Below are 22,779 nucleotides of genomic sequence, written 5' to 3'. Positions count from 1 at the left end.
TGCGGGCAGCAGTCGGTAGCAAAGAGCAATCTGTTTACCGCGTCAGGCTTCGATATTTACCGCGGTAGTCGCGAGAGAGGCGGTGGCGGCGTGCAGCCCCCGGTCGAGTACGCGGTCGCCGTGGACCGATTCCTCGAGGCCGCCGCGATCTCCGCGTCCTCGCGACGGGTCTACCGGATCGCGCTGCTCACACTGGGCTGGCTGCTGGTGGAGGGCGGTCGGCCGCCGACCGGCCCGGCCCGCCGCGGCGCGCAGGCGCCGACGATCCCGCTCGGCCGCCTCGACGGAGCCGCCGGCGCCGACCGGCTGCGGACCGCACTCGAGCACAGGGCCCTGATGGTGGACGAGCGGACCGCCGCGCGCGAGACCGCGATCCTGCGGACGGCGGTGCGCTGGTGGACCCGCAACGGCTGGATCGGGCCGGAGGCGCAGACCGCGCTGCGCGCGCGTACCGCGGCGGCGATCCCGGCGAACCCCGACCCGTCGCCCGACCAGATCCGGACCGTGCTCGCACTGCCGGCGCCGCTGCGAGAGAAGACTCTCTGGGCACTGATCCACGAGAGCGGCGCCCCGTTGGAGCAGCTGCTCCGGCTCGACGTATCGGACCTCGACCTGGCCCATCGCAGGATCCGTCGACGTGCTGCGCAGCCGCGCGCCGAGGACCGCATCGCCTGGGGCGAACTGACCGCGCAACTGCTGCCCCTGCTCGTGATCGGGCGGAGTACGGGCCCTGTCTTCCGCACCGAGCGGCGGGCCCCGAGCAGCGTCGGCCCCGCGGACCGGTGCCCGTACACCGGACACGGACGGCTCTCGACCCGCCGCGCCGCGGAGCTCTTCCGTCAGGCCACTGAGCCGCTCGGTCCGGCCGCGGCCCGGTGGTCGCTGCGGGATCTGCGTCCACGGCCGGGCTCCGCTAGGGTGCAGCCATGCCGTCCGCCGCAGATCTGACCCCTGAGGAAGTCGCCGCCGCGCTCGCCGCCAGGGCCCGGCGCTCCGCCGTCGAGGACGAGATACCCGCGTCCCTCGCCGCCCGGCTCGACCGCGAGGTCGCCGCCCGCGTGGACGCCGAACTCGCCGCCCGCGGCGAGAAGAGCGCCAAGAAGGAGCGGACCGGCGACGGGCGGGCGCTCGGCATCATCTCCGTGATCTTCGGCGTGCCGCTGATGGGAATCGTGGAGGGCACTTCGCACGGCAGCATCGGCGGCGCATTCGCCGTGATGGGCGGGATCGTGCTGGTCAACCTGGCCAACGCGCTCGGGCGCCGCCGCGACTAACCGGCAGCGGCGGCTCCGGCGCGGAACCCGAAAACCGCTGGTGGTCGCTGTTAATCTCGCCGTATGGCCCGTCACCTCGTCACCAGCGCGCTGCCGTACATCAACGGCGTCAAACACCTCGGCAACCTCGTCGGCTCGCTGCTGCCCGCCGACGTCTACGCACGCTATCTGCGCGAGCGCGGGCACGAGGTCCTGTTCATCTGCGCCACGGACGAGCACGGCACCCCGGCCGAGCTCGCCGCGCGCGAGGCGGACCTGCCCGTACCGGAGTACTGCCGGCGCCAGCACGAGGCGCAGAAGGCGGTGTACGACGGCTTCCGGCTCACCTTCGACCACTTCGGCCGGTCCTCCTCCACCGCCAACAGGGAGCTGACCCAGCACTTCGCGCACCGGATGGCGGCCAACGGATACCTCGCCGAGCGGGTGGTCAAGCAGGTCTACTCCCCCGCCGACGGGCGCTTCCTGCCGGACCGGTACGTCGTCGGCACCTGCCCGCACTGCGGCTACGAGGCGGCCCGCGGCGACCAGTGCGAGAACTGCACCCGGCTGCTGGACCCGACCGAGCTGATCAACCCGCGCTCGGCCGTGAGCGGCAGCACCGACCTGGAGATCCGGGACAGCCACCACCTGTTCTTCGAGCAGTCCAAGCTCGCCCCGCGGCTGCGCGAGTGGATCACCAGCCGGGAGCGCTGGCCGGTGCTGACCACCTCGATCGCGCTCAAGTGGCTCGACGAAGGGCTCGAAGACCGCGGAGTGACCCGGGACCTGTCCTGGGGCGTGCCGGTGGACCGGGACGGCTTCGAGGGCAAGGTCTTCTACGTCTGGTTCGACGCGCCGATCGAGTACATCGGGGCCACCCGGGAATGGGCCGAGCTCGAGCCGGGCCGGGACTGGGAGTCCTGGTGGTACGACGCCGGGGACATGCGCTACACGCAGTTCATGGCGAAGGACAACATCCCCTTCCACACCATCTGGTTCCCCGGCATGCAGATGGCCACCGGCGAGCCGTGGAAGCTCGCCGACTACATCAAGGGAGTCAACTGGCTGACCTATTACGGCGGCAAGTTCTCCACCAGCCGCAAGCACGGCGTGTTCACCGACGCCGCGCTGGAGATCCTGCCCAGCGACACCTGGCGCTACTTCCTGGTGGCGAACATGCCGGAGTCCGACGACGTCTCCTTCACCTGGGAGCTGCTGGCCGCGCAGTGCAACAAGGATCTCGCCGACACCCTCGGCAACCTGGTCAACCGGGTGCTGGCGTTCGGCGCCAAGCGCTTCGGCACGGCCGTGCCGGAGGGCGGCGAACCGGGTGAAGCAGAACACGAACTCGGCGCGCGGATCGCGGCGCTGGTCGCCGAGTACGAGCAGCATCTCGAGCAGATGCAGTTCCGCAAGGCCGCGCACGCCCTGCGCAGCCTGTGGGCCGAGGCCAACGCCTACCTCGGGATCAAGCTGCCGTGGACCGCGGTCAAGACCGACCCCGCGGACGCCGCGCTGGCCGTACGCACCGCGATGAACCTGATCGCCCTGTTCGGCCCGCTCTCGCGCCCGCTGATCCCGGACACGGCCGCGCGCATCGACGCGATCTTCGACACCGGCGAGGGCGACACCCCGGCGCCCTGGCCCACCGCCGAGCAGGCGCGCGCCCTGGACGCGCTGCGGCCCGGCACGCCGTTCACCGTGCCGCCGGTGCTGTTCCGGAAGATCACGCCGGAGGACGTCGCCGAGTGGCGGGAGCGCTTCGGCGCGCAGGACTGAACCGGGCTGGACCCGGGCTCAGTCCCGGTCCGCCTCGGCCAGCACCACCAGGTAGCCGTCGAGGTCGCGCAGCCACAGCTCGCGGTGCCCGGCGTTCGGGTTCAGGTGCACGTCGGTCACCACCCGGGCGCCGAGCTCGCGCGACCGTTCGACCGCGGCGTCGAAATCATCTGCCTCGAACCAGACCGCCACGCCGTTGCCCAGCGGCAGGGCCGGGTCGCCGATGGTGCCGTGATGGTGCTCCTCCTCCACCAGGTGGAGCTGCAGCACCATCACGCCGTCGACGAGCAGCTGCTCGTACGCGCGGCCGCCGTGCCCGCTCTCGGCGCCCAGCAGCGCCTGGTACCAGGCGCTGGACGCGGGGACGTCCTCCACCGCGATCATCGGCTGCGGCCTGACGGACGGGGAATTCAGGGTACTCATACCGCCAGGCTACGCGCCGGCACCGGCGATTCCGGTGAGGTCGCGCCCGTAGCGGATCTCCGGAATCGAGCTTCCGTCCTGCAACTCGAGCGCGCGCTCGACTCCGTCGGCCCGCCAACCGCAGAGCTCGTAGAACCGCCGCGCCCGCGCGTTGTCCGGCAGCACCCACAGGACCGAGTCGGCGAAGCCGGCCTCGGCCAGCGCGCGGTGGGCGGACTCGATCAGCGCCAAGCCGACGCCGGTGCCGAGGTGGCTCGGCGCGACGTTGATCGCCTGCAGCTCCCCGAGCGAGTCCGGCGAGCCCTCGTCCCGGCACGCGCTGGTCCAGGCGAAGCCGACCACCGCGCCGTCGATCTCGGCCACCGCTATGTGCTCGCGCGCCTCCCGCGGCCTGGCGATGACCCGCTCCCACATCCGGGTGCGCCGCTCCGGCGTGTACGTCTCGAGCACCTCGTCCGGAATGACGCCCTTGTACGTGATCTGCCAGGCCGCGGCGTGCGCGCGGCCCAGATCGGCCGCGTCGGACGGCAGCGGTTCCCGGATCGACACAGCCATCGCATTCACCTCTCCGTGGATCAGCATCCTGCTGGGCAACGTTAGCGCACGGAGCGGCGGCCGGACGGTCCGCGCCCGGCCGCCTGCGTGATCCCGCGGACTCAGCCCCCGTTCTGCATGAGCTCGACGTTCTCCAGCACGCCGAGCGCGTCCGGCACCAGCACGGCCGCCGAGTAGTACGCGCTGACGAGGTAGGACATCACCGCCTGCTCGTTGATCCCCATGAACCGGACGGAGAGCGAGGGCTGATACTCGTCCGGGATGCCGGTCTGGTGCAGGCCGACCACGCCCTGGTTGTCCTCGCCCAGGCGCATCGCCAGGATCGAGGTGGTGTGGTCCGAGGCGATCGGGATCTTGTTGCAGGGCAACAGCGGCACGTCCCGCCAGGCCGGCACCCGGTGCCCGAGGAACTCGACGCCAGCCGGGTAGATCCCCGCCTTCGTGCACTGCCGGGCGAACGCGGCGATGGCCTTCGGGTGGGCCAGCAGCACCTTCGTCTCGCGCCGGCGGGAGAGCAGTTCGTCGAGGTCGTCCGGGGTGGGCGGGCCGCTGTGGGTCTGCACCCGCTGACGCATGTCCGCGCTGTGCAGCAGCCCGAACTCGCGGTTGTTGACCAGTTCGTGCTCCTGGCGCTCGCGCAGCGCCTCGATGGTGAGCTTCAACTGCTGCTCGACCTGGTTCATCGGCTGGTTGTAGAGGTCCGCCACCCGGGTGTGCACCCGCAGCACGGTCTGCGCGACGGAGAGCTGGTACTCGCGCGGGTTGAGCTCGTAGTCGGCGAAGGTGCGCGGCAGATCGGCCTCGCCGGCGTGCCCGGCGGCGACCTCGATCTCCGCCTCGCCGGAGCGGTTGTGCGGGATCGCCTTGCGGGTCTGGTAGGCGAGCACCTGCTCGGCGAGCCTGGGCGAGGACGCGGCGGTCTCCTCCACCGCGCGCCGGGGCAGCAGCAGCGCGATCACCCGGGTCTCGGCCCGCGCCGTGTACGCCCACGTGCCCGCTTCGCCGACCAGGCCCTCGTCGCCGAAGAAGTCGCGGTCCGCGAGCAGGCCGAGGCGCCCCTCGTTGCCGTACTTGCCCTGGATCCGCCGGGAGACCTTGCCGTGCGCGATCAGCACCGCGTACTCGGCCGCGGCGCCGGCCTCCACGATGACCTCGCCGGCCGAGTACTCGCGCTGCTCGCACCGGCCGGCCAGCGCCGCGAGCGTCTCGGCGTCGTCGAACTCGTGCAGCAGCGGGAGCTCGGCGAGCTCCTCGGGCACCACGCTCACCCGGTCCCCGATGTTGGAGAAGGTGAGCTTGCCGTCGCCCACCACGAACGACAGGCGGCGGTTGACCCGGTAGGTGCCGCCGTTGACCTGCACCCAGGGCAGCACCTTGAGCAGCCAGCGGGAGGAGATCCCCTGCATCTGCGGGGGCGTCTTCGTCGTGGTGGCGAGGTTGCGCGCCGCGTCGGTGCTCAGGGACTGGCGTGCCGACGCGGAGGCGGCTTCGTCGGTCACGGTGCCGGCCGCGGTGGGGTCGATCGTCACAGGTGGATCATCCTTCGTCTCGGCGTTCGGATGGCGAGCGGCGCGAGAACCATCCGGCCAAGATCTGCCGGGCGCCCCTCCGCGCCGCACACTAGAAGCGCAGGTCGCGGTTTTGAAGGCTTTTCCCGGATAAGGACACGATCGTGTGAATGCGCCGGTATCCGCGGCATCCGGCGGCCCGCAGGTGGACACAGTCAGCACGAGGGCCGCGCCGCGCGGACGCCTCCCCCTGTCCACGTCGAGCCGGAAGGCAGCACCGCCGTGCCGCAGCCGTTCGAACTGCCCGACTTCTACGTGCCCTACCCGGCCCGCCGCAGCCCGTACGTGGAGCGGGCCCGGATCGAATCCAACGCGTGGGCCAGGGCTTTCGGCATGCTCGAAGGCTCCGGCGTGTGGACCGAAGCCGACCTCGACGCGCACGACTACGCGCTGTTGTGCGGTTACACGCACCCGGACTGCACACCGGAGATGCTGGCGCTGATCACCGAGTGGTACGTGTGGGTGTTCTTCTTCGACGACCATTTCCTGGCCCGGTACAAGTGTTCGGGGAATCGCGCCGGGGCGCACGCGTACCTCACCCGGCTGTGCGCCTTCATGGCGCCGGACCACGGCCTGGTCGCGGAGAACCCGTGTGAGGCCGGTCTGGTGGACCTGTGGGCGCGCACCGCCCCGTGGCGCAGCGCGGACTGGGTGCGCCGGTTCACCGAGAGCACCCGGCACCTGATCATGGCCTCGATGTGGGAGCTGGACAACATCTCGGCGAAGCGGGTGGCCAATCCGGTGGAGTACGTGGAGATGCGGCGCCGGGTGGGCGGCGCGCCGTGGTCGGCCAACCTGGTCGAGCACGCGGTGAACGCCGAGGTCCCGGCCGCGATCTCGTGCACCCGGCCGATGCTGGTGCTGCGCGACACGTTCTCCGACTCGGTCCACCTGCGCAACGACATCTTCTCCTACCAGCGCGAGGTGGAGCAGGAGGGCGAGCTGGACAACGGCGTGCTGGTGTTCGAGACCTTCCTCGGCTGCCCGGTCCAGGAGGCCGCGGACCGTCTCAATGATCTGCTGACCTCGCGGCTCCAGCAGTTCGAGCACACCGCGCTGCTCGAGGTGCCGAAGCTGCTCGCCGAGTCCGACCTGGATCCGAAGTCCGCCGCGGACGTCGCCACCTATGTCAAAGCCCTGCAGGACTGGCAGTCCGGCGGCCACGAGTGGCACATGCGCTCGAGCCGCTACATGAACAAGGGCGCCCGGACGCGCTCGCTCACCCCTTGGCTGGTTCCGCCGGCGAGCGTGTTCAGCGTGCCGGGTCTGGGCAACACCGCCTTCAGCGTCAAGCACGTGCGCGACCGGGCCAGGTCCTTCTCGCACCGCCCGTACAGCTACACCGGGCCGTCCCGGATCGCGCGGATGGACATGCCGTTCCCGCTCATACTCAACCGGCACCTGGACGCGGCCCGCGAGCACGTGCTGGCCTGGCTCGACTCGATGGGCATCCTCACCGAGCAGCCCGGCGTCCCCGGCGGCGGCCTGTGGACCGCGGCCAAGGCCGCCGACTACGACCTGGCCCTGTGCGCGGCCGGCATCTCCCCGCACGACGACCTCGAACAGCTGTGCCTGGCCTCCGACTGGCTGGCGCAGGGCACCTACGCGGACGACTACTACCCCGCCGTCTTCGGCCGCACCAGGGACCTGGCCGGCGCGAAGGAGCAGACCGAGCGTTTCAAGCTGTTCATGCCCATCGCGGAGCCGGCGGTCACACCCCCGCCGCGCAACGCGCTCGAGCGCTCCCTCGCCGACCTCTGGCGCCGCACCGCCTCCGGCATGGCCGAGGGCGCGCGGGTGTTCCTGCGCAACACGGTCGTCGCCATGACCGAGTCCTGGCTGTGGGAGCTGGAGAACGTCGCGCTGAACCGGATCCCGGACCCGGTCGACTACCTCGAGATGCGCCGGCGCACCTTCGGCGCCGAGTTCACCACGGCCATCCCCACCCTCCGCCTCGGCGCCACCGTCCCGCCCGAGGTCGCCCAGCACGAGGCGATCGCCTCGCTGGAGAACAGCGCCGCCGACTACGGCGGCATGATCAACGACGTGTACTCCTACCAGAAGGAGATCCAGTACGAGGGCGAGGTCCACAACATCCTGTTGGTGGTGCAGAACTTCTTCGACTGCGAATACGAGGACTCACTCACGATCGTCGAGGACCTGATGCGGCTGCGGCTCGAGCAGTTCCACCACGCCGCAGAGATCGAACTCCCCCAGCTCTACGCCGACTACCGGCTCGAGGAGCCGGCCCGCCGCGCCCTCGACGCCCGCGCGGCCAACCTGCGCAACTGGCTCTCAGGCGTGCTCAACTGGCACCGGAACTGCAAGCGCTACGGCGAAGAAGACCTCGAACGGCACTTCGCCCACTGACACGGGGACCTCCGCGACGCCTGCTTTCACAGGTATCGCGGAGGTCTTCTTCACGTGCCCTGATCAGCTCTGCTTGTACAGGCGCCCGGCGAAGCGGCGTCCGAAGTTGTCACCCGTGCTCGCGGTGACGGTGTAGTCGTAGCGGCTGGCCGAGGTGGCCTGCAGGGTCGCCGTGGCGGTACCGCCGGCGGCGACGGTCACCGTCTTGGTGCTGCCGCCCGATGCGAGGTAGACCACGTTCAGGCCGATGGTGAAGGTGACGGAGGCCGCGCCGGTGTTCGTCATCGTCAGCGCGAGGGTCGCGCCGTCCCGGTTGTCCACCACGTACGCCTCGGGATGGGCGGTGGTGGAGCTCAGGATCGTCTCGACGTTGCCGGTGAATCCGCGCAGGTAGCCGTCGGGCCCGTGGACGTCGACGTCGTAGGGGCCGCCGCCGTAGGTCACAGCGGAGAAGTAGTCGGAGATGGTTGCGCCGGCCGGGAGGGTGTAGCTCCAGGTGGCGAAGGTGCGGGTGTTCTGCACGTAGGAGGCGAACCCGCCGCCGAGGCTGCCGGCCGAGACGGTCTGGAACCAGAACCGCTGCGTCGAGGTGTCCACCCACGAGGTCGTGTTGAACACGTAGCCGAGGTTCGCCGAGACCGCGCGGTCGCCGGACTCCTGCGCCGGGAGCGCGCCGGACGAGGGCACCTTGGGCGCGGCCAACTTCTCCTGGTTGTTGGCCTGCGTCACCAGGGTCGCGGTGTCCGGCAGGTTCGTCGGGAAGGCCACCTCGGTCGCGTTCAGGTTCAGCGCGGAGGTCAAGTCGCCGCAGACGGTGCGCCGCCAGGCCGAGATGTTGGTGCACTCGACGCCGGTGACCAGCTCGGCGAACCGCAGCGGCGACGTGTGGTCGAAGACCTGGGTGGAGACCAGGCCGCCGGCCGACCACGGCGAGATCACCGTCATCGGCACCCGCGGGCCGAGCCCGATCGGGCTGCCGCTGATGTACTCGTCCGCAGTGCCCGAGGGCGCGGTCGGCGGGATGACGTGGTCGAAGAACCCGTCGTTCTCGTCGAAGTTGTAGAACACGACGGTCGAGTCCCACGCCGCCTGGTTGCTCGCGATGGCCGAGAGCACGCCGGAGACGAAGTTGGCGCCGTCAGCCGGGCGATAGGCCGGGTGCTCGCACAGGGCGGTCGGGGCGACCACCCAGGAGACGGTCGGGAAGGTGCCCGCGGCGATGTCCGACTTGATCGCGGTGGCGACGTCGCTAACTCGGGCCATGCCGCGGGTGTAGAGCGGGGAGGACGTGGCCGCGTTCTTGAACTGCGTGAACCAGGCCAGCGGGTTGTCGTCGTAGTTGTCCTGCTCCTGGTAGACCCGCCAGGAGACGCCCGCGTTCTGCAGCATCTCCGGGTAGGTGGTCCAGGAGTAGCCCTTCTCGCTGTTGTCGGTGACCGGGCCGCCGCCGGTGCCGTTGGGGTCGATCATGCCGGTCCACTGGTAGAGCCGGTTCGGGTCGGTCGGCCCCTGGACCGAGCAGAAGTACTGGTCGCACAGGGTGAACGCGTCGGCGAGGGCGTAGTGGAAGGGGATGTCGGTCCGGTTGTAGTAGCCCATGGTGAACCCGGTCTTCTCCGGGATCCAGTTGTTCCACAGCCCGCCGTTCCAGGCGCCGTGGGTGCCGGACCAGGAGTGGTCGAGGTCGCCGACCTGCTGGGCATCGGTCGTCTGGGTGTTGAGATGCCAGGGCAGCAGGGTGGTGCCGCCGGAGGCCTTGCCCTTGGTCGTCTGGTGCCAGACGTTCGCCGCGGTGCCCGGGAAGCGCAGCAGGCTGGTGTCGCCGAAGCCGCGCACGCCCGGCAGCGTGCCGTAGTAGTGGTCGAAGGAGCGGTTCTCCTGCATCAGGATCACCATGTGCTTGACGGAGCTGAGCGAGCTGGTCACGGCGGAGGCCGCCATGGCGCGTTGGACGTTGGCGGGCAGCACGCCGAGGGCGCTGCCGGCGCCGACCGCGGCGGCGGAGCCGAGCAGCGCCCGGCGGGAAAGGGGAGCCATGTGGGTATGCGGGCCTTCCTTCGGTCGCCCGGACGGGCGGGAGGACGGGACGCGACGTATCATGACTCTGCGAAGTGGACTTGTTCAGACAAGTTTCATTGACTGTGGATGAACCGCAGGCTAAGGGTCACCGCGCCCCGAACGCGTGGGATGTGCATGGGACACGCGTCGGCAGCGCGTTGGACGCGCCCCGCGCCGTTGTGCCAGGCTGGGCGGATGACGGACGAAACCAAGGCCTTGATGTTGACCCCGGCGGACGGGCCGGCGCTCGCCGCGGTCGCCGAGACGATCGCCGCGGCGGTCGGCCGACGCGAGGCGTTGGGCCTGACCGGACCGCTCACCGCCAGTGGGTACCGCGAGCACGTCGACCGCCTGCTCGAGCAGGCGGCCCTCGGCGACGCAGGCCTCGGCGCCGTCATCGACGCGCACGGCAACGTGCTCGGCACCGCCCAGTGGACCCGCAGCCCGTACCGGACCCGCCGCGTACTGGCCGAGATCGACCGCGTCTGCGTCGCGCCGCCGGCCCGCGGCCTGGGCGTCGGCCGAATGCTGGTGCAACTGGTCGCAGGCGACGCCGCCGACCACGGCGTGGAGGTGCTCGGCCTCGAAGTCCGCGGCAACAACCACGGCGCCATCGCGCTCTACGAGCACTGCGGCTTCCGTAGCACGGGCCTGATCCCGAACGCGGTCGCCGAGGACCAGGACCGCTACGACGTCGTCCTGATGCACCGTGAACTGCCCCGGCCCGCCGGCGTGCGGCTGGTGGGCTCCGAGCCGATCGGCATCGGCGCCAGCGCACCGCGGACGCTTCCCGGCTGACCGCAGCGGACGGAAATTACGCGGAGATTACGCGGAGATTCCGCCGCGACTCGGCGCGACTCCCCGCGACCCGCCGCGACCCGCCGCGACCCGCCGCGACCAAAATGGACTAGACCTATTGACGCGGCCGCCCCGCCAGAGCACAGTGTCAGCGAACTGGGCCCGGTTCACGTTCCCCGCACCGCTCACCGCACCGCTCGACGACACGTTCTCTTCCGAACCGTGGGAGCAGCAGCATGCGTAGAACCACCGTGCCCCGAATTGGAACGCGCCCGCGCCGAACCAGGCTGGCGGCAGCCGGCGGCGCGCTCGCCGTCGCCGCGGCCACCGTCGCCGGCCTCACCGTCACCCTCGCCGGCCCGGCGTCCGCCGCGTCCGGTCTGACCGCGAACTGGTATGAATCGGCGCCGTACTACTACACGCTCGACCCGGCCGCCCCCGACCTCGGCCAGGTCATCTCGGCCACCGGCGAGAAAGCCTTCGAACTCGCCTTCATCCTCGCCCCCAACGGCGGCGGCTGCACGCCGACCTGGGACGGCACCGACCCGGTCAGCTCGGACACGCAGGTCGCGGCAGTGATCAGCGAGGTGCGTGCGGACGGCGGCGACGTCTCCGTCTCGGCCGGCGGCTACGGCGGGACGAAGCTCGGCCAGGAGTGCGGCACCGCGTCGGCCACCGCGGCCGCCTACCAGAGCGTCATCGCGAAGTACTCGCTGCACGCGATCGACTTCGACCTCGAGGAACCCGAGATCGAGAACTCCGCCGCGATCGCGAACGAACTCGGCGCCGCCCAGATCCTGCAGACGAACAACCCCGGCCTGCTCGTGTCCGTCACCATCCCCACCACGACCACCGGCGCCAACTACTTCGGCCAGCTCCTGCTCAACCAGGCCAAGTCCGACGGCTTCGTCCCCGCCGACTACTCGCTCATGCCGTTCGACGGCGGCTTCGCGGGCGCGTCCGCCCAGCAGTCGGCGCTCACCGGCTTCAACGCCCAGCTGGTCTCGACCTTCGGTTGGAGCAGCGCGGTCGCCTGGAACCACGAGGGCATCTCGCAGATGAACGGCCAGACCGACACCGGCGAGCACTTCGCCCAGACGGATTTCGCCGGCAACCTCGCCTTCGCCGAGTCGCACAATATGTCGAGATACACGTTCTGGGATGTCAACCGAGACGTCGAATGCAACCCGCCGACCAACAACGGCAAGCTCTCCGGCGACTGCAGCTCGGTGACCCAGAACAACTTCGACTTCACCAAGTACGACACCCAGTTCGCCAACTGGGCTCCCACCACCCTCCCGCCCGCGCCACCCCAGCCCGCCTGCATCTCGGCACAGTTCAGCGCCACGCAGGTCTACACGCAGGGCATGGAGGTCACCTACGGTGGCCACAACTGGACCGCCGCCTACTGGACCGAAGGCGGCACCCCGCCCACTGACTCCGGCGCCTGGCTCGACGACGGCCCCTGCGGCGGCAGCGGCGGCAGCTCGCCCAGCCCGTCGCACTCGGCAAGCCCGTCGGCGTCCGCCAGCCCGTCCCACTCGGCGAGCCCGTCCGCGTCCGCATCGGCGAGCGCTTCGGCGTCCGCCAGCCCGTCGGCGTCGGCCAGCGCGTCAGCTAGCCCGACCGGCACGCCGAGCGGCGGAAACCTGGTGACCAACGGCAGCTTCAGCACTGGTTCCCTCTCCCCCTGGACCTGCGACTCCGGCACGGCGACCGTCGTCAGCTCGCCTACCGCGCCCGGCGCCGCCCACGCGTTGCAAGCCACGCCGACCAGCTCCGCCGACGCCCAGTGCACCCAGGTGATCACGGTCTCGCCGAGCCACACCTACACCCTCAGCGGCCAGATCCAAGGCTCGTACGTCTACATCGGCGTCACCGGCACCGGCACCACCGACACGAACACCTGGACGCCCGGCACCTCCGGCTTCCAGACCCTGAGCGTGTCCTTCACGACCGGCGCGTCGACGACGTCTGTCACGGTCTACATCCACGGCTGGTACGCCGAACCGACGTACTACGCCGACGGCATCAGCGTGCAGTGAGAACGCGATGAGCGCGAGGCCGCGGCAGGCTCTGAACTCCGGCTACCACAGCGGCTTGAGCCTGCCCGGCTTCGCGACGCGGGCCAGGTCGGCGACGAGCTCGCCGACCCGGTCCGAGCCGAGCTCCTCGGCCCATTCACGCACGGCCTCCAGCGCCGCCTCGTCGGCCGCCACGGTGCACGCCCAACCGGCCTCCGTCAGCGTGACGAGCTTCGCCCGGGCGTCGCGAGGATGCGTCTGGACCCGCACGTAGCCGCGCCGCACCAGGTCGTCGACCAGTTGGCTGGCGGCCTGCTTCGTCACGCCCAGATGCTCGGCGACCTCGGCGATGCTCGCCCCATCGGGAGTCAGCCGGACAAAGGCGAAGCCATGCGCCGGCCGCAACCCGACGAACCCGCGTCGCTCGACTCCGTCGTGGATCGCCTGCACCAGCGTCCCCGCCGCGCCCAGCAGCAGCGCCGGCAGAGCGAGCAGGTGGTGGGCGTCATGGGCGTCGTCATCGGCGGGCCCGGTCGTGCCCGACTCTCGGCGTTCGCCGTGCCAGGTCGGCTCGTTCGTCACGAATACATGGTCGCATATGACTTGACAGGATCGACAAGCTGCTTGACTATATAGTCAAGCAGCTTGTCGATCTGATGTTCTCAAGCTCCGCTTGTTCCACCGTCGTCGACCGTCTCTCAAGGAGGCATCCCCATGCCCGTCATCCGTTCCACCGAAGGCACCGAGCACCGCATGCACGGAGCCGTCTTCACCGCCTACGCGAACTCCGGCACGGGCAGCGGCGAACTGTGCGCCTGGAGCACCCGGCTCCCGCCCGGCCAGTCAGGCGCCGGGCACCGGATCAGCCGCGAGGAGATCTTCCTCGTCCTCGAAGGAAACCCACGCGTGTCCATAGACGGCCAGGAGTCCACCCTCGCCCCCGGCGACGTCGTCGTCGCCCCCGCCCACAGCGTGCTGCGCCTGGACAACCTCGACGCTGCGGACGCGCTGATCTGGGCCGCCACCAGCATGGGACTCTCCGCCGAACTGACCGACGGAAGCAAGGTGAGCCCGCCCTGGGCCAACTGAGCACGATCTGACGCGCTGTGGACACGCCGTGGACACGCCATGGGCGCGCCGCGGAGGCGCCGGGGACGCGCCGCGGACACGGCCACGTCTCACAGCACCTTGAGCGGCGACGGAAAAGGCGTGGTGCGCTCCGGACGCACCCGCCTACGATCCGCGCATGCCCGACACACACGGTGAAGCGACCGAGCACCAGGAAGCCCAGAACTCAGAATCCCCGCGAGAGGAGGCGCTATACGAAGACGACGAAGACGACGCCGAGCGCGCTCTGGACGTCGTCATCCGGGAGGAGACTCCGGCCGATCTCGCCGCTGCTCGGGCACTGATCTCGGCGGCCTTCGGCGACGACCGGGTGGGCGCGCTCGCCGATGCGCTGCGGGCGGCGCCGGCGCCGCTGGCCGCGCAGGCGTACGTGGCCGAGTGCGACGGCCGCCTCGTCGGCCACGTGATGCTCAGCGCGAGTCGGCTCGACGCGCCGCGACGGCTGGTGGACGTGCTCGTGCTCTCGCCGCTCGCGGTACTGCCGGAGTATCAGGGTCGCGGGATCGGCACTCGGCTCGTGCGCCGCGCCATCGCGGCGGCCGACGAACGGGACGTGCCGCTGCTCTTCCTCGAGGGCTCGGCGATCTACTACGGCGCTAGGGGCTTCGAGCGTGCCGACGCGGTGGGTTTCCGCTCACCCTCGCTGCGGATTCCGCCCCTCGCGTTCCAGGTCGCGCGGTTGGCGGGGTATCAGCCGTGGATGACCGGCACCCTGGTGTACTCCGAGACGTTCTGGGCGCTGGACTGCGTGGGACTGCGCGCATAGCTGATTGACATCCATCAATGGCCATATTTCTGCGATTGATGATATGAGATGACGCATGTCAAGGTTCGACTTATGCCGAATCGGCGGGGGCGAGCGGGCGCGCCGGGGCGTTGCGACATCGCGGGCGCCGGGCTTTCTCCGCCGTCGTCGGGTCGGCGCTCTGCGCCTGGAATCCGCTGACCTGCGCGGCATACCGCCCCGCCGGCCCGTGTCGTCCGAGGTCGGCGAGATCGAGTAAGTAAGGGTTCTTGACAGACTGATGGTCTAGTCCAATTATGTGCCTGGTACACCGGCCGGTGTCAGAACAGTCCTGCTCCAGCCATCCCAGGAGAGGCCCATGCTCCGACCCCGTAAGTGGAAAGCGGCCTGCACCGCCGCCGCACTCGCCGCCACGTCGGCGGGACTGGTGGTGCTCGGCGCGGGCGGCGCGTCCGCCGCGACCACCAACACCCCGCTGCCGGCCCACGTCTTCGCCCCCTACTGGGAGGCGTACAGCGGCGACGATCCACTCGCCGAGTCCCAGGCGTCCGGCGACAAGTACCTGACCGCAGCGTTCCTGCAGACGGCGAGCAAGGGCTCGTGCACCGCCTACTGGAACGGCGACTCCAGCCAGCCGATCGCCTCGTCGACCTGGGGCAGCGACTTCGCCTCCATCCAGGCCAACGGCGGCAACATCATCCCGTCCTTCGGCGGGTACGCGGCCGACGACGGCGGTACCGACATCGCCGACAGCTGCACCAACGTCAGCTCGATCGCAGCGGTCTACGAGAGCGTCATCACCACCTACAACGTCTCCCGGATCGACCTCGACGTCGAGGACAACTCCCTGACGAACTCGGCCGGCATCACCCGGCGCAACCAGGCGGTGGCGCAGGTCGAGTCGTGGGCGGCGGCGAACAACCGCGCCATCCAGTTCTCCTACACCCTTCCCACCACCACCAGCGGCCTGGCCTCCTCCGGCCTGGCCGTGCTGCAGAACGCCAAGACCCAGGGTGCCACCGTCAGCGTCGCGAACATCATGACGTTCGACTACTACGACGGGGCCACCCACGAGATGGCCAACGACACCGAGTCCGCCGCCTCCGGCCTCTTCAGCCAGCTGCAGACCCTCTACCCGTCCTACACCTCCGCCCAGCTGTGGGGCATGATCGGCGTCACCGAGATGGTCGGCATCGACGACTACGGCGCGGCCGAGACCTTCACCACCGCGGACGCGAGCACCGTGCTCAGCTGGGCCCAGAGCAAGGGCATCAATACCCTGTCGTTCTGGGCGCTGGAGCGGGACAACGGCGGCTGCGTCGGGACGGGCGGTTCCGACAGCTGCTCCGGCATCTCGCAGAGCACGTGGTTCTTCAGCCACGCCTTCGCCCCGTTCAGCGGCGGTTCGACCGCACCGTCGAACAACTTCTCCGTGTCGGTCTCGCCGACCTCCGCCTCGGTGGCGGCGGGCTCCTCCGCTACGGCGACCGTGAAGACGGCCGTGACCGCGGGCTCGGCCCAGAGCGTGGCGCTGAGCGCTGGCGGCGCGCCGAGTGGCGTGACGGTCTCCTTCAGCCCGAGCTCGGTCACGGCCGGCTCGTCCGCCACGGCCACCATCACCACCACCTCGGCCACGGCGTCGGGCACCTACCCGATCACCATCACCGGCACTGCGGCCTCCGGTACCCAGAGCGCGACCTACACGCTCACGGTCACCGGCGGCACGACCAGCAGCGGCGGTTCGCTGGTCAACGGCAACTTCGAGACCGGCAGCGCGAGCCCGTGGACCTGCCTGTCCGGCGACTCGGTGCAGACCACGACCGTGCACGCGGGCAAGTACGCGCTGCAGGAAGTGCCGACCGCCAGCGCGACCGGCGAGTGCGACCAGTCGGTGACCCTGTCCGCCAACACGAAGTACACGCTCAGCGGCTACGTGCAGGGCAACTACGCCTTCATCGGCGTGAGCGGCGGCGCCTCCGCGTCCACGTGGGGCTCCTCGAGCTCGTGGAGCAAGCTCTCGGTCAGCTTCACCACCGGCTCGTCCGGCGCGGTGACCGTGTTCATCCACGGCTGGTACGGCCAGGGCAACGTCTACGCGGACGACTTCACGTTGACCGCGGGCTGATCCCGCACCCGGCGATCCGCATCACGCACCACGCATCTCGCATTCCGCATCTCGCACAACTGAATGACTGAACGACATTCCAACCGCTCAACGCGGGGGCCGGTCCTACCGGCCCCCGTCAGCGTCTGCGTCGGCTCCGGAGCCACCGTCGGTGCCCGCGGCCTTCTCGGCGCGCCGAGCCCGCCAGGCCGCAACGATCTCGTCGGCATCGAGCGGCGGCAGCACGATCGGTCGGCCGACCTGCGGCAACAGCCTCGCCTTGGCCGCCCGCTCGTTGTAGTCGGCGACGGCGCCGCGCACGTCACGCTCGGCGCTCAGCTTCTCGGCTCCGGCGGTCAGCTCGTCCGCGAGTTTGCGCAGCGCGAGCGGCAGCGGCACGACGTGCACGCCCGCACCTTCGCGCTTGACCACCTCGTGCAGCCACCAGTCGGGCCGATACGGCATCTTGTCGTCGGCCAGGGGCTTGCCGAATCCCGGCAGATCGTCGAATTCGCCGCGCGCCTGGGCGGCGCGGATCTGCTGATCGATCAGCCCGTCGTGCCGAGACTCCCAATTGGCACCGCTCATATCCTCATTTTACTCGCGCACCGCAGCAAGCCACCCTGAGCCCGCAGCCGACCACCCGCGCCTGCACCCCACCCGGCCCACCGTGCGGAATCCACCGCGGCCGCCGCGCGTTGTGCCGGGCATGACAGACATCGCAGATGCCCGCGCCTTCCTCGCCGACCACCACCGCGGCGTGCTCGCCACCTTCCGCCGCGACGGCCGCGTCCAACAGTCCCCGGTCACGGCCGGCATCGACGACGAAGGACGAGTGATCATCAGCGTCACCGAGGACCGGGCCAAGACCCGCAATGCGCGGCGCGATCCGCGGGTGTCCCTCTGCGTGTTCAACGACGCTTTCTACGGACGCTGGGTCCAGGTCGAGGGCACCGCCGAGTTCGTCGACGGCGAGGACCGGATCGACGCGCTGGTGGACTACTACCGGCGGCTGAGCGGCGAGCACGACGACTGGCCCGAGTACCGGGCCGCCATGGAGCGCGACCGCAGGGTTCTGCTGCGCTTCGCCATCGAGCGCGCCTCCGGGCTCTGAGCCGACGCCTGTTCCCCGCCGGGGTCGGCCGGTTCCGGCGGATTCGGCCGTCATCCCCTCGCGGGAGCGGCCCAGGGTGTTGACTTGGGCCTATGGCTGTGAACGAGTTCTCCAGGAAGGGCCTGCACCGGGCCACCCGCGTCCTGTCCGGCTACGTCCAGCGCGGCGTGCTGCCCGGTCTGGTCGCCGCCTTCGCCCGCGGCGACTCGACCCAGATCGAGGTGCACGGCCGGCAGGATCTCGACCGCGGGGAGTCGATGCGGGCCGACTCGATCTTCCGCATCTCCTCGATGAGCAAGCCGATCACCGCCGTGGCCGCGCTGATGCTCGTCGAGGACTGCGTGCTGGGGCTCGACGACCCGGTGGACGATTTCCTGCCCGAACTCGCCGACCGGCGCGTGCTCAAGCGCCCGGGCGGACCGCTGGACGAGACGGTGCCCGCCGAGCGGCCGATCACGCTGCGCGACCTGCTCACCTTCCGGGCCGGCTTCGGCGGCACCTGGGATCCGGACTGGCCGGTGACCGCCGCGGCCATAGAGCGCGGTGTGGCCCCGCAACCGCCACGGCTGACGCCCAAGCCCGCGCCGGCCACGGACCTCTATCTGCGCCGGCTCGGCGAGCTCCCGCTGGTCCACCAGCCCGGGGAGGCCTGGCTCTACCACACCGGCATCGCGGTGGCCGGCGCGCTGATCGCGCGTGCGTCGGGTCAGGGGCTCGGGGACTTCCTGCGCGAGCGCATCTTCGAGCCGCTGGGCATGGACGACACCGGCTTCCACGTCCCGGCCGACAAGCTCGACCGCTTCACCACTCTGTACACCGCCGACCGCGAGACCAAGGCGCTGACGGTGGCAGACCCGGCCGAGGACGGGAAATGGACCGCCGACCCGCTGTTCCCGGACGGCGGCGGCGACCTCGTCTCCACGATCGACGACTACCTCGTCTTCGCGCGGATGCTCCTCGGCGGCGGCCGGTACAGCGGCACCCGGCTGCTCTCCCGCCCGCTGGTCGAGCTGATGACCTCGGACCAGCTCACGCCCGAGAACAAGGCGCGCGGCGGCCTGCAGCCGGGCATGTGGGACGCGCACGGCTGGGGCATGGGCCTGCGCGTGACGACACGCAAGACCGGCTTCGCGTCCGTCGGTCAGTACGGCTGGAACGGCGGGCTGGGCTCGATGTGGTTCAACGATCCGGAGGAGAACCTCGTCGGCATCCTGCTCACCCCGCGCATGTGGGACTCGCCCGCTCCCCCGCGCGTGGCCCAGGACTTCGAGACGTGCGTATACGCGGCGTTGCAGAACTAGGCAATACCGCGCCGAGGATTCAGCCAGGCGCGGAGGGCGCGATACGGCGCGGGGCCCAGACTCAGCGGCCGTCGCCGAGGACGTCGGTCCGCACCAGCGCGTACACGACCATGTCCCGCCAGCGCCCGTCCCGGAACGCCGAGCCGCGCCGCACGCCCTCGCGCTGGAACCCGGCCTTCTCCAGCGAGCGCTGCTCGGCCAGGTTCTCCGCCTCGGTGCAGGCCTCCACCCGGTTCGCCTGGGTGTGCGCGAAGAGGTATTCGACCAGCTGGCGCTGGGCGGTCGTGCCGTGGCCGTGGCCGCGGCCGGCCGCGAGCAGGGCTATGCCCATGTTCCAGGTGAAGGAGCTGGGCGCAGTGCGCACCTGGTGCCAGCTGACCACGCCGACGGGCTGCCCGTCGGCCACCACGACCAGCCGGCCGCCGTCCGCGGTCAGCATCGTGCCCTCGGCGAACGCGCGGTACAGGTCGCTGTTGTCGCGGAAACCGTTCCAGCCGAAGACCGACGCCTCCACCGGATCGGTGCGCAGCAGGGCCAGCATCGGCAGATCGGACTCGAGGACGGGGCGCAGGTTGACCGTGGCAGACATGCGCCAGATGGTAACCCATTCCCTTTCCCGCACCTTCGGCCAGGTCCGGACCCGGCGCGATCGTCCCAGCTCGCGGCCCTGCCGCGGCTCCCGGCGCGGTCCCGCCGGCCGCCGCGGGCGAGCGGGCGGCGGCCGACCGGGTGACGCGCCGGCCGGCCGCGGCGTGGCACCTTCCCGCATCGTCATCCTGATACGAGCATCAATAGCTGTTCGGAACTGCGCCTCCTGCCTGGCCGCGAACCCCCGCAGCAGGCCCGGCGGCTATCAGCCCAACGGCGCAAGCCCGCGGCGTATCCCGGCCACAGGGGTTTACCGACCACGCTGTGGTGGCATCTTTGCCACGTTCCGTGCGTAACCCCAACGCACTCCTACGGGAAAGGCCGGCCGCCATGAGCACCTCGGTGACCTGTGAGTTGCAGTTGCGCCTGGTCGTCTCCAGCGAATCGTCTCTTCCGGTCCCCGCCGGTCTGCGCTACGACTCGGCGGACCCCTACGCCGTCCACGCTTCGTTCCACACCGGCGGCAATGAGACGGTCGACTGGGTCTTCGCGCGCGATCTGCTCGCTGAAGGCCTGCGACGGCCCACCGGCTGCGGTGACGTCCGTGTGTGGCCCTCCCGCAACCGCGGTCAGGGCATCGTGTGCATCGCGTTGTCCTCACCCGAGGGCGAGGCGCTGCTGGAGGCCCCGGCGCGGGCGCTGGAGAGTTTTCTCAAGCGCACCAACGCCGCGGTAGCCCCCGGCTCGGAGCACCGCCACTACGACATCGACAGCGAACTGGCCCATCTTTTCGCCGACAACTGACCCGCCCCCGCCGCAGACCCCACCGAACCCCGCCGGACCCCGGCGGGGTTCCGTGTCTGCGAATACGGCCGGCGAGGGCTCAGCCGCGGCTGCTGGCGAGCCCGATCAGCCGCTCCGCCTTGAGTTCCGTCTCGGCCCACTCCCGGGCCGGGTCCGACCCCCAGGTGATCCCGGCGCCGGTGCCGAACCGCAGCAGCCCCCGCTCGAGCCAGAAGGTCCGGATGCCGACGGCGAGCCGGGCCGTGCGCCGGTCGCCGTCCACCCAGCCGACGGCGCCGCAATAGGGGCCGCGCGCCTCGCGCTCGAGCTCCGTGATCGTCTTGAGCGCGCTGTGCTTCGGCGCGCCGGTCACCGAGCCGGGCGGGAACGTGGCCGCCAGGATCGAGGCCCAGCCCTCGCCCGCCCGAAGCCGGGCCGTGACGGTGGATTCCAGGTGCACCAGCCCGGGGTGCTCGCGCACCGCGCAGAGCGTGGGCACATCCACAGTCCCCGGCTGGGCCACCCGGGCGAGGTCATTGCGCACCAGGTCGACGATCATCACGTTCTCGGCCGTGTCCTTGGGCTGCAGGTCCGCCTCGGTCCGTCCGGTGCCCTTGATCGGGCCGGAGGTGAGCAGGTCGCCGTCTCGGGCGAGGAAGAGCTCGGGCGACGCGGTCACGACCTGGATCCCGGCGTCCGGCACGTCCACCACGCCCGCGTAGGGCGCGGGATGGGCCGCGGCAAGCACGCCGGCGAGCCCGGCCGCCTCGGCGCGGGCCGGGATGGGGGCGGTCAGCACGCGGCAAAGATTGGCCTGGTAGACCCAGCCCGAGGCGATCTGCTCGCGAATCTCGGCCACACCGCGTTCGTACGCACGGCGGCCGAGCGAGGTGCGCCACGCGGTCGGGCTCGGCCCGGCCCAGACCCCGGCGGGCACCGGCGCGGCGGCCACGGAGGTGAAGCGGGCGCAGGTCCACCGGCCCTCGAAGGTGCCGACGACGGCCCACCAGCCCGGTCCGTCCAAAACTGCCGGGTCGTGGCTGATCTCGGCCAGCCCGGTGGCGAGGCGTCCGTCGAAGTAGGCGTAGTCGCGCACGCACCCATGATCCCCCACCGGCGCGGCCCGCCGCGTACCGGTGCGGACGGGACGCCGGTGGGGGATGCCGGACGTCGGCGGAGAGACCCGCGCCGCCTAGTGGCCGATCGTGCTCTTCACGAAGGAGTTGATCGACGGCTGGGAGAGCCGCGTGTAGACCCCGGGCACGCCGCGCACCGCGCAGCCGGCCCCCCAGCTGACGACGCCGATCTGGGTCCAGCCCGCCGGGCCGCCCTGGACCAGCAGCGGGCCGCCGCTGTCGCCCACGCAGGCGTCGTGGTGCCCGTCCCCGCCGGCGCAGAGCATGACGTCCGAGCGGGCGACGGGCTCCTGCGTGCCGTTGAAGACGGCGGTGCAGGTCGTATCGGTGGCGATGACCACCGGGGCGTACTGGAGGCTGCTCGGGTAGTCGACGGACCCGTCGCCGTTGATCGCCTCCGGATCGACCGAGCCGTACCCGATGACTGTGGCCGAGGCCCCCGCCTGCGCGAAGGCCGTGTCCCCGGAGCCGGCGGGGTCGATGCCCACCGGGGTGATCCCGGTGACGGGCGTGGCGAGCCGGACCAGGGCGGCGTCGTAGTCCTCCGTGGTCGAGTCGTAACGCGGGTCGATCACGGCCTTGCTGATCCCCAGCGTCTGCCCGGAGCCGTAGCGGGCGGCCTGGTCCAGCACGGCGCTGAGGATGCCGACCGGACGCCCGGTCAGGCAGTGCGCGGCGGTGAGCACCCACTGCGAGGCCACGAGCGTGCCACCGCAGTACGGGTAGCCGTTCTCCCGCAGCGAGACCATGAACGGGAACTCCCCCTGAGCCGCCGACGTGCCCCCGACCACCGCCCGGGCCGGCCCGGCCCCCGCGAGTGAGACCCCCACCAACGCCGCCCCCAGAGTCCCCGCCGCCGCCCGCCACAGCGGCGAGCGCCGTACCCGCCGCATGCCGCCCGGACCGCCCGGCCCGGCCGCGACAGCGCGGGCAGCAGGAGCGGGTGGGGCGTGGCCGAGTACGACGCGGCCCGGAGACGACTCTCGGTGGCGAAAGCGCATGCCCCCATCGTCCCGGCGCCCGCCGCCGCCCGCCTCCGCAATCACCCCCGC

General features: G+C 70.9%; 21 protein-coding genes. 12 read left to right on the top strand and 9 right to left on the bottom strand.

Annotated features, from left to right (window positions below; genetic code table 11):
* Positions 1 to 90 precede the first annotated feature (90 nt).
* The 3 genes from ACTRO_RS40910 (at position 91) to metG (ending at position 3,032) form a co-directional block, all read left to right on the top strand.
* The gene (locus tag ACTRO_RS40910) at positions 91 to 948 is read left to right on the top strand and encodes a hypothetical protein (protein ID WP_034271861.1); all 858 of its coding nucleotides are present in this window, start codon (positions 91 to 93) and stop codon (positions 946 to 948) included.
* Positions 927 to 1,274, top strand: coding sequence for a hypothetical protein (locus ACTRO_RS40905; RefSeq protein WP_034271859.1), 348 nt, complete (start codon positions 927 to 929; stop codon positions 1,272 to 1,274). Before ACTRO_RS40910 ends, ACTRO_RS40905 begins: the two co-directional genes overlap by 22 nt.
* A gap of 63 nt (positions 1,275 to 1,337) precedes the next feature.
* Positions 1,338 to 3,032: a methionine--tRNA ligase gene (gene metG, locus ACTRO_RS40900; RefSeq protein WP_034271857.1), complete on the top strand. Its 1,695-nt coding sequence runs from the start codon at positions 1,338 to 1,340 to the stop codon at positions 3,030 to 3,032.
* 18 nt (positions 3,033 to 3,050) lie between these two features.
* Here metG and ACTRO_RS40895 read toward each other — a convergent pair whose 3' ends face one another.
* From ACTRO_RS40895 to ACTRO_RS40885, 3 genes are all read right to left on the bottom strand, one after another.
* Positions 3,051 to 3,455 (bottom strand): VOC family protein, encoded by a 405-nt coding sequence (locus ACTRO_RS40895; protein ID WP_034271854.1) that lies wholly within the window; start codon positions 3,453 to 3,455, stop codon positions 3,051 to 3,053.
* A 9-nt stretch (positions 3,456 to 3,464) separates the two neighbouring features.
* On the bottom strand, positions 3,465 to 4,010 hold the full coding sequence (locus tag ACTRO_RS40890) for a GNAT family N-acetyltransferase (RefSeq protein WP_034271852.1): 546 nt from the start codon (positions 4,008 to 4,010) through the stop codon (positions 3,465 to 3,467).
* Positions 4,011 to 4,111: 101 nt separating this feature from the next.
* Positions 4,112 to 5,539, bottom strand: coding sequence for a family 2B encapsulin nanocompartment shell protein (locus ACTRO_RS40885; RefSeq protein WP_034271850.1), 1,428 nt, complete (start codon positions 5,537 to 5,539; stop codon positions 4,112 to 4,114).
* A gap of 261 nt (positions 5,540 to 5,800) precedes the next feature.
* Between ACTRO_RS40885 and ACTRO_RS40880 the strand changes: the two genes are divergently transcribed.
* Positions 5,801 to 7,948 (top strand): terpene synthase family protein, encoded by a 2,148-nt coding sequence (locus ACTRO_RS40880; RefSeq protein WP_063628166.1) that lies wholly within the window; start codon positions 5,801 to 5,803, stop codon positions 7,946 to 7,948.
* 63 nt (positions 7,949 to 8,011) lie between these two features.
* Here the strand turns inward: ACTRO_RS40880 and ACTRO_RS40875 are convergent, their stop codons facing one another.
* On the bottom strand, positions 8,012 to 9,985 hold the full coding sequence (locus tag ACTRO_RS40875) for a phosphocholine-specific phospholipase C (RefSeq protein WP_034271848.1): 1,974 nt from the start codon (positions 9,983 to 9,985) through the stop codon (positions 8,012 to 8,014).
* 216 nt (positions 9,986 to 10,201) lie between these two features.
* Here ACTRO_RS40875 and ACTRO_RS44635 point away from each other — a divergent pair, with 216 nt between their 5' ends.
* Together ACTRO_RS44635 and ACTRO_RS40865 are read left to right on the top strand one after the other, a co-directional pair.
* A complete protein-coding gene (locus tag ACTRO_RS44635) occupies positions 10,202 to 10,804 on the top strand; it encodes a GNAT family N-acetyltransferase (RefSeq protein ID WP_084316920.1) in 603 nt (200 codons plus the stop codon).
* A 236-nt stretch (positions 10,805 to 11,040) separates the two neighbouring features.
* On the top strand, positions 11,041 to 12,849 hold the full coding sequence (locus ACTRO_RS40865) for a carbohydrate binding domain-containing protein (RefSeq protein WP_084316919.1): 1,809 nt from the start codon (positions 11,041 to 11,043) through the stop codon (positions 12,847 to 12,849).
* Positions 12,850 to 12,891: 42 nt separating this feature from the next.
* Here the strand turns inward: ACTRO_RS40865 and ACTRO_RS40860 are convergent, their stop codons facing one another.
* Complete coding sequence (locus ACTRO_RS40860) at positions 12,892 to 13,323, bottom strand: MarR family transcriptional regulator (RefSeq protein WP_034278969.1); 432 nt, start codon at positions 13,321 to 13,323, stop codon at positions 12,892 to 12,894.
* Positions 13,324 to 13,542: 219 nt separating this feature from the next.
* Between ACTRO_RS40860 and ACTRO_RS40855 the strand changes: the two genes are divergently transcribed.
* The 3 genes from ACTRO_RS40855 to ACTRO_RS40845 all read left to right on the top strand — a co-directional run bounded on the left by ACTRO_RS40855 (position 13,543) and on the right by ACTRO_RS40845 (position 16,826).
* Entirely contained in the window at positions 13,543 to 13,917 is a 375-nt protein-coding gene (locus ACTRO_RS40855; protein WP_034271846.1) for a cupin domain-containing protein, read from the top strand.
* Positions 13,918 to 14,074: 157 nt separating this feature from the next.
* Positions 14,075 to 14,722 (top strand): GNAT family N-acetyltransferase, encoded by a 648-nt coding sequence (locus tag ACTRO_RS40850; RefSeq protein ID WP_084316918.1) that lies wholly within the window; start codon positions 14,075 to 14,077, stop codon positions 14,720 to 14,722.
* 337 nt (positions 14,723 to 15,059) lie between these two features.
* Positions 15,060 to 16,826 (top strand): glycosyl hydrolase family 18 protein, encoded by a 1,767-nt coding sequence (locus ACTRO_RS40845; RefSeq protein WP_034271844.1) that lies wholly within the window; start codon positions 15,060 to 15,062, stop codon positions 16,824 to 16,826.
* Positions 16,827 to 16,931: 105 nt separating this feature from the next.
* Here ACTRO_RS40845 and ACTRO_RS40840 read toward each other — a convergent pair whose 3' ends face one another.
* The gene (locus ACTRO_RS40840; protein ID WP_063628164.1) at positions 16,932 to 17,393 is read right to left on the bottom strand and encodes a DnaJ family domain-containing protein; all 462 of its coding nucleotides are present in this window, start codon (positions 17,391 to 17,393) and stop codon (positions 16,932 to 16,934) included.
* A gap of 121 nt (positions 17,394 to 17,514) precedes the next feature.
* Here ACTRO_RS40840 and ACTRO_RS40835 point away from each other — a divergent pair, with 121 nt between their 5' ends.
* Positions 17,515 to 17,919 (top strand): PPOX class F420-dependent oxidoreductase, encoded by a 405-nt coding sequence (locus tag ACTRO_RS40835; protein ID WP_034271842.1) that lies wholly within the window; start codon positions 17,515 to 17,517, stop codon positions 17,917 to 17,919.
* A gap of 92 nt (positions 17,920 to 18,011) precedes the next feature.
* Positions 18,012 to 19,220 carry a serine hydrolase domain-containing protein gene (locus ACTRO_RS40830; RefSeq protein ID WP_157436730.1) on the top strand — a complete coding sequence of 403 codons (1,209 nt, stop codon included), beginning with the start codon at positions 18,012 to 18,014 and terminating at the stop codon, positions 19,218 to 19,220.
* Positions 19,221 to 19,281: 61 nt separating this feature from the next.
* Here the strand turns inward: ACTRO_RS40830 and ACTRO_RS40825 are convergent, their stop codons facing one another.
* A complete protein-coding gene (locus ACTRO_RS40825) occupies positions 19,282 to 19,809 on the bottom strand; it encodes a GNAT family N-acetyltransferase (protein ID WP_034271840.1) in 528 nt (175 codons plus the stop codon).
* A 389-nt stretch (positions 19,810 to 20,198) separates the two neighbouring features.
* Here ACTRO_RS40825 and ACTRO_RS40820 point away from each other — a divergent pair, with 389 nt between their 5' ends.
* On the top strand, positions 20,199 to 20,612 hold the full coding sequence (locus tag ACTRO_RS40820; RefSeq protein WP_034271838.1) for an SsgA family sporulation/cell division regulator: 414 nt from the start codon (positions 20,199 to 20,201) through the stop codon (positions 20,610 to 20,612).
* A gap of 79 nt (positions 20,613 to 20,691) precedes the next feature.
* Here the strand turns inward: ACTRO_RS40820 and ACTRO_RS40815 are convergent, their stop codons facing one another.
* Both ACTRO_RS40815 and ACTRO_RS40810 read right to left on the bottom strand, forming a co-directional pair.
* On the bottom strand, positions 20,692 to 21,687 hold the full coding sequence (locus tag ACTRO_RS40815; RefSeq protein ID WP_034271836.1) for a chorismate-binding protein: 996 nt from the start codon (positions 21,685 to 21,687) through the stop codon (positions 20,692 to 20,694).
* A gap of 96 nt (positions 21,688 to 21,783) precedes the next feature.
* Complete coding sequence (locus tag ACTRO_RS40810) at positions 21,784 to 22,728, bottom strand: S1 family serine peptidase (protein ID WP_084316917.1); 945 nt, start codon at positions 22,726 to 22,728, stop codon at positions 21,784 to 21,786.
* Positions 22,729 to 22,779 lie beyond the last annotated feature (51 nt).

It is taken from the genome of Actinospica robiniae DSM 44927 (assembly GCF_000504285.1).
Taxonomy (GTDB): Bacteria; Actinomycetota; Actinomycetes; order Streptomycetales; family Catenulisporaceae; genus Actinospica; species Actinospica robiniae.
The sequence above is the reverse complement of the archived record's forward strand: the minus strand, read 5'-3'. Positions and strand labels throughout refer to the sequence as shown.